This is a genomic window from Sphingobacterium spiritivorum ATCC 33861 (genome assembly GCF_000143765.1).
GTDB classification, from domain to species: domain Bacteria; phylum Bacteroidota; class Bacteroidia; order Sphingobacteriales; family Sphingobacteriaceae; genus Sphingobacterium; species Sphingobacterium spiritivorum.
In genome coordinates, this window is record NZ_GL379770.1 from 2,146,815 (window position 1) to 2,161,267 (window position 14,453).

Annotated in this window: 11 protein-coding genes; 3 read left to right on the top strand and 8 right to left on the bottom strand. The window is 39.6% G+C overall.

Annotated features, from left to right (window positions below; all coding sequences use genetic code 11):
- Positions 1-126: 126 nt before the first annotated feature.
- The 6 genes from HMPREF0766_RS09440 to HMPREF0766_RS09465 all read right to left on the bottom strand — a co-directional run bounded on the left by HMPREF0766_RS09440 (position 127) and on the right by HMPREF0766_RS09465 (position 6,412).
- Positions 127-1,005 (bottom strand): ORF6N domain-containing protein, encoded by an 879-nt coding sequence (locus HMPREF0766_RS09440; RefSeq protein WP_002996058.1) that lies wholly within the window; start codon positions 1,003-1,005, stop codon positions 127-129.
- Positions 1,005-3,089, bottom strand: a complete 2,085-nt coding sequence (locus tag HMPREF0766_RS09445) for a type IA DNA topoisomerase (protein ID WP_002996062.1) — start codon at positions 3,087-3,089, stop codon at positions 1,005-1,007. The genes HMPREF0766_RS09440 and HMPREF0766_RS09445 overlap by 1 nt, the downstream gene beginning before the upstream one ends.
- A gap of 6 nt (positions 3,090-3,095) precedes the next feature.
- Positions 3,096-4,559 carry a DUF3945 domain-containing protein gene (locus HMPREF0766_RS09450; protein ID WP_002996066.1) on the bottom strand — a complete coding sequence of 488 codons (1,464 nt, stop codon included), beginning with the start codon at positions 4,557-4,559 and terminating at the stop codon, positions 3,096-3,098.
- Positions 4,560-4,644: 85 nt separating this feature from the next.
- Complete coding sequence (locus HMPREF0766_RS09455) at positions 4,645-4,953, bottom strand: helix-turn-helix domain-containing protein (protein ID WP_002996071.1); 309 nt, start codon at positions 4,951-4,953, stop codon at positions 4,645-4,647.
- Positions 4,954-4,964: 11 nt separating this feature from the next.
- Entirely contained in the window at positions 4,965-5,318 is a 354-nt protein-coding gene (locus HMPREF0766_RS09460; protein ID WP_002996076.1) for a helix-turn-helix domain-containing protein, read from the bottom strand.
- Between the two features lie 248 nt (positions 5,319-5,566).
- Positions 5,567-6,412, bottom strand: coding sequence for an RteC domain-containing protein (locus HMPREF0766_RS09465; protein ID WP_002996078.1), 846 nt, complete (start codon positions 6,410-6,412; stop codon positions 5,567-5,569).
- Between the two features lie 353 nt (positions 6,413-6,765).
- On the opposite strand from HMPREF0766_RS09465, the gene HMPREF0766_RS09470 reads away from it, so the two are divergent.
- A complete protein-coding gene (locus HMPREF0766_RS09470) occupies positions 6,766-7,242 on the top strand; it encodes a WG repeat-containing protein (protein WP_002996081.1) in 477 nt (158 codons plus the stop codon).
- 438 nt (positions 7,243-7,680) lie between these two features.
- Here the strand turns inward: HMPREF0766_RS09470 and HMPREF0766_RS09475 are convergent, their stop codons facing one another.
- The gene (locus HMPREF0766_RS09475) at positions 7,681-8,667 is read right to left on the bottom strand and encodes a hypothetical protein (RefSeq protein ID WP_236590474.1); all 987 of its coding nucleotides are present in this window, start codon (positions 8,665-8,667) and stop codon (positions 7,681-7,683) included.
- Between the two features lie 299 nt (positions 8,668-8,966).
- Here HMPREF0766_RS09475 and HMPREF0766_RS09480 point away from each other — a divergent pair, with 299 nt between their 5' ends.
- Both HMPREF0766_RS09480 and HMPREF0766_RS09485 read left to right on the top strand, forming a co-directional pair.
- On the top strand, positions 8,967-11,147 hold the full coding sequence (locus tag HMPREF0766_RS09480) for a TlpA family protein disulfide reductase (RefSeq protein WP_002996087.1): 2,181 nt from the start codon (positions 8,967-8,969) through the stop codon (positions 11,145-11,147).
- A 99-nt stretch (positions 11,148-11,246) separates the two neighbouring features.
- Complete coding sequence (locus HMPREF0766_RS09485; RefSeq protein ID WP_002996090.1) at positions 11,247-11,873, top strand: hypothetical protein; 627 nt, start codon at positions 11,247-11,249, stop codon at positions 11,871-11,873.
- Positions 11,874-11,951: 78 nt separating this feature from the next.
- Here HMPREF0766_RS09485 and HMPREF0766_RS09490 read toward each other — a convergent pair whose 3' ends face one another.
- Entirely contained in the window at positions 11,952-14,444 is a 2,493-nt protein-coding gene (locus tag HMPREF0766_RS09490) for a zinc-dependent metalloprotease (protein WP_002996093.1), read from the bottom strand.
- Between the last annotated feature and the right edge of the window lie 9 nt (positions 14,445-14,453).

Below are 14,453 nucleotides of genomic sequence, written 5' to 3' on the forward strand. Positions count from 1 at the left end.
TTTTGCTTGAAGCCTAAAATTATAGCGGTAGATAAGTGCCTTTGAAGAAGTGGCAGGGTTTGGCTTTGTGTGGCAGGATTTGTCGCAATGAGCAATAAAAAACCTCTGAAAATTCAGAGGTTCATTTTATGGATTGTTTAGAATTTGGAGCATCCTGCCGACCTCAATATCCATTCTCGAAAAGGCAAACCATTTTTTGCCCAGGTCTTTGAGAGATGCCCCGATGTGGTATAGTTCTGCATTATCAATAATCAAAAAGCGGTCGTGAGCATCGGAGAAAACCTCAATTTCAATCGGAGCATACTGGCTGTTGTACCGTTGTACATCCAGCCGTAGCTGATTGCTGATAGTTTTGGTATAGATTGTAGCGGTTACATTTTCCTTGCGCTTGCCCAGCAAAGTCAGCACTGTATCGTCCACGTAGTTATCCAGCAGGATAATGGAGCTTTTGGCACTTCGTACAATATCCGACACAAAGGCGTAAGCATCGAAAACCTGACCGTTGTAGAAGATGCCATTTTCGCTGTGGAGCTTGTCGCTTTCCAATGCCTTAAAGATTTCCTCAAATTTTTGGTCGGCTTGTAGTTGTTTCAGTTCTATATTATTCAAACGATGAAACAGCGAAGCATTGCTGATAAGCATTTTCCGCATTTCTACAAAGGCATTCATAATCTCAATGCTGACCTTTACCGCTATATCACTTCGCAACAATGCGGACATCATTGCCACTCCTTGCTCACAAAATGCAAAGGGTAGCGTACGCCTCCCGCCCCGTCCAACGTTTGAAGTGCCAAATTGGTACTTCAAAGATTTTACTTCCTGTTCGCTAAGCTGAAAGCAAAAAGTTTCGGGAAAGCGGTTTTGGTTTCTCTTTACAACCCTGTTTAGGGCTTTTGTTTCTACCTGATAGAGCATTGCTAAATCAGCATCAAGAATAACTTGCTTATCCCTAATGGTATGGATAAGCGGTGCTATTTCCTTTTGGGATATGGTAATATCGGTCATTATCTTTTTGGCTTTTTATTATCAAACTCAAAAGAGGTTTTGCAATCGGCATCCAATACGATATAAGCATCGAATTTCTTTCCTGCCTTGCTTTTCATTCCTTTGATAAGATTGGTTTTCCCTTTATTCACAAGGTTTTCAATATCGGAAATACTGATTTGCACTTCGCACACATTGCGAAACTGTATCCAGCCGCAAACTTCATCGGAGCATTTAACAATCTTATCACGGATAATAAGCTGTTGGCTTTTACATTTCGGACAAACCAATTTAGGGAGGCTGTTTTGAGCAATGGAGGTTTGCAGCAATTCATCGGTAATGGACTTTGCAAAGGTTTCCGTTTCCTTTTGAAAACTTCCGGCATTCGCTTCGTTGTTCTCAATTTTCTGCAAAGCGAGTTCCCATTCTGCGGTCATAGCCACGTCCGCAATTTTTCGGTCTTTAACCAATTCGTAAACCTGCAATCCTTTTTCGGTTGGTATTAAAGATTTTTTTTCTCGTTGGATATAGTTACGGGTAAACAGTGTTTCGATAATGGCGGCTCTTGTAGCCGGAGTACCGATACCGATGTTTTGCAGGGCTTTCCGTTCTTCTTCGTTTTCGATTTCCTTACCTGCGGTTTCCATAGCCGACAAAAGCCCAGCTTCGGTATAAAGCACAGGAGGTTTGGTTTTCTTTTCGAGAATGGCAGCTTCTTTTATTTTAAGTTCATCGCCTTTTTTCAATTCGGGCAAATCCTGTATAGGTTCTGCATCATCTTCCGAAAAATTACCCTTAATCATACGCCAGCCTGCTTCCAAAATTTTACAGCCTTTTACGGTGAAATCATAGTGCATTGCCTGTAAGGAAACATCGGTTATTTCTTTGATGCAGGCTTGCGAAATGGCTTCGAGCAGGCGAAAGGCAATCATATCATACACCGCATTTTCGTCTGCACTCAAAACGGACGGGACTTTATCTGTAATCAACAATCCGTGGTGGTCGGTAACACGCAAATCATTTACAATACGCTTATTGAAACGCCCCCATTTAATTTTGGATAAAGCAGCTTTGCAGGTTTCCCTGTTCTGCAATGCCCTCACGAGGTTGGGAATTTCAGCCCACATATCTTCGGGGATGTATTTGCTCCCGGTACGTGGATAGGTAATGAATTTCTTTTCGTACAGGCTTTGAGCAATATTCAAAGTTTTTTCAGCAGAGAGGTTCAGCTTTTTGTTGGCTTCCTTTTGCAAGCCTGTGAGGTCAAAAAGCAAAGGCGGCTGCTCCGTTATATTCTTATTTTCTACGGAAGTAACTGTTACAGTATTACCATTCCTTTCAATAGATTTTAATGTATCATCTGCCAGCTTTTTATCCTGCCATTTGGTAGCAGAAATACTTTTAAAATCAATTTGCTCTTTGGAGTGGGATAATTGTATCTGCCAATATTTCTGTACGGCGAAATTCTTGTTATCTATATACCGTTTGCAAATCAAAGCCAGTGTAGGCGTTTGCACTCTTCCGAGCGAATAAATACCGTTGCCTGCGGCAATGCTCAATGCCTGTGTAGCATTGATGCCTACGAGCCAATCGGCACGGCTTCTGCCTTGTGCCGCCTGATATAATCCGTCAAATTCCTTTCCGTCTTTTAGGTTGTCAAAGCCCTGTTTAATGGCTTTTTCGGTCAGCGAGCTTATCCAAAGCCGTTTAAAGGGCTTACAGCATTTCAGATACTCATAAATGTACCGAAAGATGAGTTCGCCCTCACGACCTGCATCGGTTGCCACGATGAGGCTTTCACTTTGGTTAAACAGTTTTTCAATCACTTTTAGCTGTTTCAATGCACCAGCATCGGCTTGATAGCCTTTGTCTTTTTTGACTTTGCGAACGGTCAGCATAAAAGGGTTTGGAAGTATCGGCAAGGATGCTTTGTCAAACCCCGAAATGCCGTAATCTTCGGGCATTCCCAATCCTATCAGATGTCCGAATGCCCACGTAACAAAATAGCCGTTACCCGTAAGGTAGCCGTCCTTTTTATCGGATGCTCCCACAAGTCCGGCTATTTCCCTTGCTACGCTTGGTTTTTCTGCAATAATTGTTTTCATTATTCACTATCTTTTTACGCCTTTGGATTTTGCAGGTGCTTTGGGTTTGTTCTGTTGTTCCTGCTGTTTTTCATTTTTGGGTGTTTGCTGCCCCGATTTCAAAGGCTCTTTGATATTCTTGGTTGCTTCGTTGGTTTTTCCCTCGGAATTAACCGCAGTCTGCGTTTTGTGGGCTTCGGTTGGTTTCGCTTGGGCTTTGAGCTTGTCGGGATTTTGGAACGAGAAATCTGTTTTGCCAGTTTCTTTGTTGAGCGTGATGTAGCCCTGATATTTTTGTCCTTTTTTATCTATCAGACCATCTATATAAACAGTTTGTCCAGCTTTGAACTTATTGTATTGTTCATCATCAAGTTCCTTACCTCTAAAAGTTCTCGGAGCTTCCTGCGGTTGGCTTTGCTGATTGTTCTGCCGGTTTTCTTGTGTTTGCTGATTATTGTTACTTCTATCAAACAGAAACTCAACATATCTTTTATCCGCATTAAACTGTACATTGGCACTAAACTCATCGCCCTTTTTAGAAATCATTCCTTCCAAATAAAGCGATTTGCCTTCCATCAAGGTTTGTTTTTGCTCATCGTTCAATTTTACACCCTTAATCTCATCGGGAATTTTGACAAATTCGGTCTTCAGGGCAATCAGCTCATTGGTTAGCCTGTCCACGCTGATAATTGACGGCATCAATTCGCCTGTCTTGGAATTGGTCAAGTCAACCACACGACCCATATTCCCCGTTTCGAGCAGGTTTTTCTTATCCTCATCGGTAAACTTGTGTCCGAAAAACTCAAAGTTCAGGTTAGGCTCTTTCCTGATACCGTGTATCGCTGCCACTACGGTTCCGTCCGGTGCAGTCTGTAAAGACAAACGGGCATCTGTGCGAACAATAGCCCCGCCGAGGTTTACGCTTACAGGTACAAGGTCATTGGTCTTGTAACCTCTTAGCAACGGGTCTAAAAGGTTCATTTTTTCAAGGCGTTCTTTGCCTATTCCGAGATTGTTCATTGTTTCCCAATCAATCTGTTCCGGCTTGTAGCGGTATTCGCTGGTATCCGGTGTTGTCTGTGTTGTTGCCATATCATTTTTATTTTCTTGTTTTTGTTCATTTTCGGGTTCGGCTTTTACCTCGTTCTTTTTCATTTCCTTTTCGCCTTCGGGTGTAGGATTATCTACCTGCTTTTGCATTTCCTTAGCCTTATCTACGGCTTCATCAGCCGATACTTTGAAGAATGAAAAATTGGTCGGATTTTTTAACTGCCTCCAAAAGTTAGAGAAGAAGTTGGAGAACAAATCGCCGTGCTTATCCACACGCATAAACTGGCTTTGGTTTTCCTTTGTGGGGTCAGTAGTCTTCAATTTGCCGTTTTCGTCTATGCCGGTAACCGCCTGTATTTTATTCTTTTGCTTATCCAATACCAGTAATATATCCGATAACTGTTCGGGAGTTTGCTGTTTGTTTTCTGTTTCTTCGCTCATAATCTGAATATTTTAAAGTTCAAATGCCGAATGTATATGAAGCGTTTGCTCACTTGCCTGATATGGCAGTCAAAGGCAGTGTTTGTCATCCATTGGCGTTCAGTTTGGGTAAAGGCGGATTAAAACTTTCCCTGATGAACTGATGCACGTCAGACAGTTTGTAATACAGTTTGCCACTTATGGTGTAATAGGGCAACTTGCCGATGGAGCGATACCGTTGCAGGGAACGGTTGCTGATTTTCAGCATTTGCAGTAAATCCTGATTGTCGAGCAATTCCTCTCCGTCAATGCTGTTGCGTTTCTTTTGTAAGCTGTCTATATTGTCGCCCAGCATATCGAGGCGTTCCATTAGGCGTTCCATCCACGCCAAAAATTCCATTCTGTCAATGTTCATAACCGCACGTTTTAAGATTTACCTGATTTCAGCTTTCTACCTTTCTTGATATAGCTTTTGCCTTTTGCCATAAGCTCCTGTACAAATTCATCATTGCTTTGTATAGCATTGGCATTGAGCATATCCTTGATTGCTCCAATCGTATAGAAGTATTGCCCGTAAAGTTTTGAATAAGCTATTTCGCCTTTGGTACGCATACGCCACAAAGTCTTTTCGCTGATGTGCAGGTATTGGCATACCTCGTGGTTGTTCAGCCACAAGTCATCGTAGCTTGTATCATTTAACCTTTTGAGATAATCGGCAATCGCATTGATACGGCTGTTGAGCTGTTGCCACGCTTCTTCTTCGATAGTGATTATTTTCATTGCATTGCTATTAATGTTCACAATGCAAAATTGCTAAGGGTGGCAAAGTTTGTCTGCCAATGTCTGCCAATTGGTTTGACGGTTTTTTGAAAATTTTTGCAATCGGGAAAAACCCTTGTTTAATAAGGGTTTCGAGGGCTTTTGAATTATTAACTACGTTATTTTGCCTTCATTTGCCAATTGGCAGATATGGGTAAAAAAAAGCAGTACACATAAATGTACTGCTTTGAACCAATGCCTTTTAATAGTCAAAGGTCTTTATCCATATATTCTTCCAATGAAACTTTAAGCTGGTCTAAAAATGCCGTTCGGGAACCTGCACGGGTTTTCATTCTGTGGAAAGCGTGATGTATATCATTTACAGGAGTTCGGAACAGGATTTGAAAAATCAAAGCCAGTTTTCTGATACCGATACTTCCGTGTGAGATAGAACTGGAAGCATACAGGGCATATATCAGTTCGATAAGTGCGTTTTGCGAATTAGTCCACGAAATATCCTTATTCACATCGTCATTTAGTAAAACGAAGTCAGGATTTTCTTCGGGATTGATTTTGTTTAGCAAATAAGTATAGAGTAGTTCATTGGCAATAATATGGGCTATTTTGTTATCGTAATAAGTGGAAAAGCTAAGGTCTATTTCAAAAACTCCGCTATTTAAACCATCGTGGTAATTAATTTTTCCGAGCATAAAATAGCTGTGGTCACGGTCTGTTCTTCCTGCACGGTAGTACCTGTAAAAATAGGTATTGCAAATACTCTCCTTATATTCTGATTTGAGAGATTTTAATTCATTCTCGTAATAACTCTGATGTATTTTCCCTGTGCTGACCGGACAGGTCGTTTCAAATCGAAATACTTTATTGTAGTAGATGAGCTTTCCTAAGATTTGGGGTTTGATGTTCTTAAAAAAGTTAATTTCCTGCTGTTCGTTCTTAAACCCACTTTGCACAATCTTGGCTTTTACTTTAAGAAGCATTTCATTCAGGAATAAGGTCATTTGATACGCCTTTTCCGCCGTTGGCATCAAATCGGAAGCGAGTTTATCTTCTTGATACCTTATTTGCGATAATATTTTACTCAACAGGATTTCCATAGCTTAGTCTTTTAAAAGTTATCACTATCTGTTTCGGAATTACATCTATTGATGATGAACCAAAATTTGGAAAATATACTGGAATAAATATCACAGGTTCCCCACAGTGGGGGAATTTTTTTTCATAATTTTTGTATGAGAGGAAAGAAAAAAAGGGTAAAGCACCTATGTACTTTACCCTTTATTTTTTTATATTTGCAGTATTGATTTACAAGGTAATCAGATGAAAGCGAGTGCAGTAAGCACCATTACTAAATCGTTACCGATTGGATTTCCCACTCTTGTAAACTACTCTTTATTAGCCACTTTGGGCTATATTAATCTTTTTCAGTAAAAATGATAAATTCGGCCTGATGGACAAATATGGTAAAGTTATAATTAATGCCAAATATGACATGCTTTCCTTCTTTGAACATGGTACTGCAATCTTTCAGATCGATGGCAAAAGTGGCCTTATTGACGAGCAGGATAAACAAATCATTCCTGCAAATTATGGCTATATAGCTGACCGGAATGCAACGCATTTCATTGCCATAGAAGGTGAACTATATAATCTTTACACTATAAAAGATCAGAAAAGACTGGGTGGAAACATTCAATTCATTGCTACTACGGAAGATCCGAATATATTTTTAGCACAAAAAGGTGATAAATATGGTTTTCTGGATCAGAACGGTAAAGTGATGATACCTTTCAAATATGCTTATGCAACAGGTTTTTCTAATGGCGTGGCCTATGTGGCGATGGATGCTGATATGGAAGATCTGTTCCTTATCAACACCAAAGATGAGCGTGTAGAGGAAGGAAGCGAAGTTTTAATAAAAAATTAAAAATCTAAAAATCAGACACTTACATTCATTTTAAAAAATTCATAAAACAAATTGCCTTACAAAACGTTATATATTTATTAAAATAAGATTATTGGTTAGTTTTAGACTAAAGGTATTAAGACATAACGAATAATTTTAAAATAGAAAGCCCGGGACATAAAAACCCCGGGCTTTTGCTATTTAGTCTATTATCCCCGATCAATCTGAATAATTATACAGCTGGCAAGGACGCCAACTGACGCATTTTCCTTTGAAAGAGAGATCCAAATCTATCTGAATGATGATACTCAGCTCGCTAGGAGGCAAAATGACATATCTTTCTGTGAAAGGGAGATATTGATTCATCTGAATAATGGTATACAGCTGGCGAGGACACTAACTGATGCAACTTAATGTGAAAGAGAGAATCCGATTTATCTGAAAAAAACCTCAGTCCTGTTACTGAGGTTCATAAATCTTCCCTTCCAGATCCATATAACAGGACTTATCGTCCAGACTGACTACGACAAATACTTTTGTTGTCTGACGCGTAATATCCGGACTTTCCTTACTATATGCCTTAGTATTCATGTAGTCCAGATATTCCAACTTATATCCCTGCGGAAGTGTATTAATGCATTTCAATTCATACGTATCTATAATACGCTGTTCTGTCAGCACATATCCTACAGTTGTCTTGACAGGCATGTAATAGGGATAATGTTCCTGACTACTTTGATAAACCCAGTTATACATTCGGGAAGAAAGGCTGTCTTTAAGTTTGTACTCTCCTTTATGATTCATGTAGCTGTATTTGGTATCCCTGCCCCCTATTGGCTGTGTAAGAAACCAACTTGATGTCGTATCCTTTAATCCTCCGATAGGAATAACTTTTTGATGCTCAAAATTAAAACCTGGTAAAGGCTTGCCGTCACTGGTAATAATGCCAAAATACGTTACATGCGGATCGGATGTGGTTTTACCTGCTATAGCGTATACCTTTCCATCAATCCACAACGGTATCAGCTTAGGTTCCTTTACATTGTACGATGCATACAGATCTGAATACGCTGTAATTTCTATAATGTCGCCGGCTATTATTTTATATTCAAATCCGGTATATCCATTTTCAGAAGGTATTGGCTTAATATTCGGATTTGGAGATCGTCCGTATTGCTGAGGTGGCATGACCAGTTCAGCCACCTGTTCAGAATGTGTTCGCAACTTTCCTTCCTCATCTAAAGTCAGGGTATAAAATATATCATTCTTGTAGTCATTGAATGTACCTATATATCCCTCCGGTTTAAACAGATATAAGGTATTTGCCAAAGCCGGAACAGTTATTTTCATTGTTCTCTGATCCAGATATCCCCATTTTTTATCCTGTTGAAATGGGATCATATAAGGCCATTCCTTAAGTGTGATTTTTGCTAAATATGATTTCATACTCTTAAGTTCTGTAGCTTCAGAAATAAGTTCAGAGGAGTTCTGGGCACTCAGCGGGTAATATAAACTAATAAAAAAAAGTAAAAGCAGATGTTTCATAGATATTCAATTTTTGGATTCACTGAAATAATGAATACTTTCAAAATTACCTAATTAAAAATAGTATGGATATAGCTGATATCAGGGATTATTAAGTCTTCCGTTTGCATTCTTTGTTAATTGTTGTTAATTGTTAACTAATCAGACTACTACAAGAAAAATAAAACATACTTTTATGAAAACAATAAAAACCTTGGACTATGAGAAATATAATCTTAACCTGTTTTCTTCTTTTTACAGCGACACTAAGTTTCGCACAGAAACAAAAAGAGCAGCATCTTAAAGTAAGCAACAAATACAGCATTGGTCAGCAGGTAAGTGATGAGGAGTACACTGTTACATTAAAACAAATCCGAAAAATATCAGATTCTACTTTCCTGATGCAAATGCAGGTCAATGATATCTACGCTTCGACAGCAGACAATAGATTCAACATGACATTATCGACTGCTCATTCCCTCAAAAACAGGAACATTCAGAGTACTACAGCTACGATTCCTTATGTACTCTTATATGGAAGACCCGTCCAGTTTGAGGTGACAAACGGAAAAGTAAAAATTGACTCTCTAAAACTTCGTTCAGAATTACTCCGGCAATTAACTGACTGGCAGATTACGCCAGAATATCAGAGCAATATTTTAGCCAATACGATAAGTAAGACTCAGACGATGGCTCAATATTTATTTTTTTCAAAAGAGAAGAGTAAACTAAGCGGTCAGATACAGAAAAAAGATAGAAACCAGGCTTTCTTTATCCGGGACGAAAATAATACCGAGGAAAAAACTCAGGAGAAAACAATATTTGACATCCGTACATTCCAGATAACTGAGGCCAGCCTTACTACAAAAGTAGATCAGGATGTAAACAATAAGGGTGTAAAAAGTGAATTTTACTTTGCCGTCCAACAGTCTTCATTACCTCAGGTAAAATCTGAAGCTGAAAAAAACTATCTGGTCATGATTATTGAGGGAAGTGGATGGAGTCAGGCAGTAATGACTAACAACGAAATTGACAGTATAAAACTAAAGAATTACATCAGCAAATACGATCCGCTCTATGGTGAACGCCCGGATTTCAATAGTATTAAACTTGGTCTGATACAACGTCAGGGTAATTATGAAACCTATAAACAGGAACTCAGGAAAATAAGACCACTTCTCTTAAAAAGCACCTATCACCTTTCTAATAAAATTGTATCTGAAGATTTAAATGATGCCGATTTTATCGAGATTATACCTCTACTGGATGATGAACAGCTTTATTCATGGGCTCAGAATGATTTGTATCAACATGTGGCCGCCGGAGAAAGTGAAGCTATTAATAAGCTATCCAAACTCTTGGTTTCTTTCAGTGAAAGGGAGAAAACAGCAGCCACTCCTATGATACTATGGCATAAAGCATATTTAAATAAAAATAATGCAGACAGTCTGCTTTACTATGGAAAAGCACTTTTAGCACTTGACCCCTCCTATTGGAATGATGGAAATGCGAGCAGATATGCTTTATTTATCTGCAAGCTATTGGGTGAAAAAGATAAAAGTACTGCAACAGCATTTCTGGATCAGATTATAAATAAACTGACTCCTTTGGCTGAGGATGAGCAAAATGGCTATCGAATTGTTAAAAAGGCACACCTCGCCTACTGCTACTATCTGCATGCATCGGAAGCAGATCCGGCTCAGGCTCTTGCCTATACGGAAAAAGCCGTATTTTATTCCCACGAGAATAAAAATGAGGATCGACGTGTCAATAGTTATGAAAGATCATTTGGTGTAGCCAAAGAAAATTACAATGAAAAATACCTCGACATGCTGGCTCAGAACGGGCAAAAAGATCTGGCTTTACAAAACTATGTAAAGGAATTTCTGATAAATCATTCCGGTAATTTTAGTGGATTAAAGAATTTTTATGAAAAGCAATTTGATTCCGTTTCCTTTGGTCAGTATTTTAAAGATAAGATTATTCCCCAGCTCGCAGATGCACCTGCATTTGAGTTAACGAATCTGGAAGAAAAGAATGTAAATATTGCTCAGTTTAAGGGTAAATGGACGGTAATAGATTTCTGGGGAACCTGGTGTGGTCCCTGTGTGGCTGAAATGCCAAGACTCAATACCTATCATGAGAAGCTAAAGGAAGATGATAAAAGCAAAATAGATTTTATCACCATAGCCTGTAATGATACGAAGGAAAAGGTAGAGGCCTTTTTAGCTAAAAACAAGTTTACAATTCCGGTATTGATGTCTGATGACAAAGTGCAATATAGTTACAAAGTACCGGGTTATCCCAGCAAGTTTATTGTTACGCCTGAAGGAAAACTAATATCGACTATGTTTGGCTCTGATTGGCAGGGTTTTGTTAAGCAGTTGGCGACATTGTATTAGTATAAAATTACTTGAATTAAAAGGATTGATAATTATTTTCTTAAATCTTATATTTGCGGCAAACCGATCAATAGTTATTAACCAGACCAACAGGTAGAGATGCGAGGTGTCAACAAGAAGATTTTAGAACAGAAATCAAACGCTGAACTTGAAGAATATATCCGTCCGGGTAGCCGTTATGTGGCTCAGGCAATAAAATATGCTTTTGAAATATTGCAAAGCAGAGGAAGAGAATTTTCGGAAGAGGAAAAGCAGGGAATTACAAAACAGCTACAAGAAAGAGAACAATCAGAACAGAAGGAATTATATTGGGATAAAAGCGTACTCGGAGATCCGAATGTACCTGTCTTATATTCTCAATCTGCGCTTTGGGCATTCAGTATATGTTTTGGGGTATTACCGGGCGCAATCTTATTGGCCATAAATTTCAATGAATTAAAAAACAGAAAGATGACGATTCTTACTGTTTTATTTGGCTTATTTTTTTCCGGTATACATTTGGTTTTAAGGCAATATCTGATGTTGCTAACTTCGACTCATATCGTTTCTATGCTTGGCTGGAATTTTCTCTTTACAGGAATCGGAGCAGCAATTTTACATCTGTTTTGGAATACATCTATTATCAAGGAACTTGTCTTTCGTAAGAGATCTGTTCTTATACCCGGAGTGATTTGTGTTATATACGCGTTATGGGGGTCGCTACTCTATTTCGGAAATTTTGTATAATTTTTCAATGTAAAAACCCCGTACCGGCTTTAGTCGGTACGGGGTTACAAGCTCTTAATAAAATGGTTTGAAAACCGGCTATTTATTAAGTTTTTTGATATTCTCTATACGATTTAACAGGTCTTTGTAATGAACCGCTTCAAAATCTTTTGATCTTTTGGCAGATTTAGCAATCTTTTGCTCCACCTGCAGCAACGCTTCGTACATAATGATACGCATATCCGACAGATTAGGATTGTAGGGTGTCAGACCTGCTGCTGCGTAGGCTGTCTCCTGTACAGGTTTATCAAGTTTCAGCAATACCCCCAACCGGTCTACATACGCACGTTGTAATCCTCTGCTGAATACATCATTGGCATTAGATTCAAAGATCTGTTTCTCCAGATCATTCAACAGATTTTTTACGGTATAAGCCTGATTCCCATTTTTAAATTCATCGTCCAGCATACGTGCAAATCCGTATGTTTCCATCAACGAAGTCAGTACCTGATTTTGCATTTCGACTATCCGGTTGACCATAGTTCCGTAATCTACACGCGAAAGTAATGTGGAATCCAATAACCATGTCGGCGTCTGGAAAACCTGTCTTCCAACAAAATCAACAGCTCTCTGCTGCTTATCCTTACTCACATACGTGAATACAGCTCCCGGCTCGCCCATTGTCTTCACGTCTTCTGTCATTGCTGCCACATTTGCAAGCACATGATTGACATAGCGGCGATACTGGCGCATAATTTCCAGATACAATTCTTTAGTACCGCTTAAATCATCCGCATTATCATACGTCCATTTTTCCAGATTCGGCAAGATGTAACGCAGATTGGCAATTCCGTAATCACTTGCTTTCACGGCATCGTTCCCCAGATCTTCACTTTGTGCACGCGGATCCATAGATCCCTGTCTGCCATAGAAGTATACAGGATTCTTTACTTTCTCACGAATCTGCAGCTCTAATGCGCGTTCTTCCTGTTCGGGAGTCTGTCCTGCAAAATAACGGTAACCAAAGTCAATCGCAAAACGGTCATACTCCCCTATTTTAGGATAGATTTGTTTCACTCCGTCACCCGGCTGTGCTACATAATTGAAACGTGCATAATCCATTACTGAAGGTGCTGTACCATATTTTTCGGTAAATGCCGGAGAACGAAGAGAGTCTACATCATATGCCGCACTGGATCCGAAGTTGTGGAGCAATCCTAAAGTATGTCCTACTTCATGTGAAGATACAAACCGAACCAGTTGTCCCATCTGCTCATCACTAAGTTTGGCACCACGTGCTCCCTCATGTATAGCAGCAGTCTGTACAAAAAACCAATTGCGAAGCAATGACATTACATTGTGATACCAGCCGATATGGCTTTCGATGATCTCTCCTGATCTCGGATCAGATATACGCGGGCCATACGCATTTTCAGTTTCGGAAGCGAAATAACGGATGACAGAATAGCGTGCATCTTCAGTACTGAATTCCGGATCTTCCTGTGGAGTCGGAGCCTCTCTGGCTACAATAGCTTCTTTAAATCCAGCGGCTTCAAAGGCCTCATTCCAATCGTTGACACCTGCGATCAGGTAAGGCACCCATTTCTTAGGTGTAGCCGGATCGATATAGTACACGATCTGCTTCTTAGGCTTGACCAGTTCGCCTCTGTTGTATGCTTCCAAATCACTGGGTTCCAGTCGCCAGCGTTGAATAAATGCTTTTTTGGTTACTTTTTGATCATTCGCGCCAAAATCAATCTTGCGGTTAGAAAAATAACCTACTCTCTGGTTATCATAACGTGGCTGCATAGGGACTTTTGGCAGTAATACCATAGAAGTATTGAGTCCGAAAGTCATCGCTCCCACCGTCTTATCTGCCGGCAGGTCCGGTGTCTTAAATGTCTTGATCGTTCTGACCTCTACATTCTCCGGAAAAGCTTTGACTGTATCAATATAAGAACGGGAAGCATCGATACCTGCGATTTTATACGTTTTCTTCAGATTCTCGGGTAATTGCATCCCCGGAATATCTCCGTTATAGAAATCCGTCACATCAATAACTGCATTTCTGCCCCCTTCATTAAACGCTTTGATATCAAAAGCAGCCAGAATAGGCATAGCATTGGAATTGGCTAATGCCTGATGGATATCTGTAGTGCCTGTAGCCATGTAGGCATAGCTCGGTACACGGATATAGATTGTATTTTCTCTGCGGTGCCATTGCCAAAGCTGATCATTGATCATCTCTCCGCCGTACTGTGACCGGAACTCTTTAAGTCCGACAGGTGTCTGCGTAAAGCGTGTGACTACCAACATATCCCTGTTCAACAGACTATCCGGAATCTCCATATAATACTTATCTCCAACACGGTAACTATTAAAGAGACCTTTACTTTTAACGGCATCTTTACTGATCAGTTCATCAAATTTTTTGATCTTATCCTTTTTAGGTTTATCTTCTTCCTTCTTTGAAGTATCTGATTTATCTGTCAGTTTGACCAGACCGGACCATTTGCCTGACTGGGCATAAAGAGATCCTGTCCCAATAGTCATCATCGCCAATGCGATGGTTATCTTACTTATATATCTCATTTCTGTCTT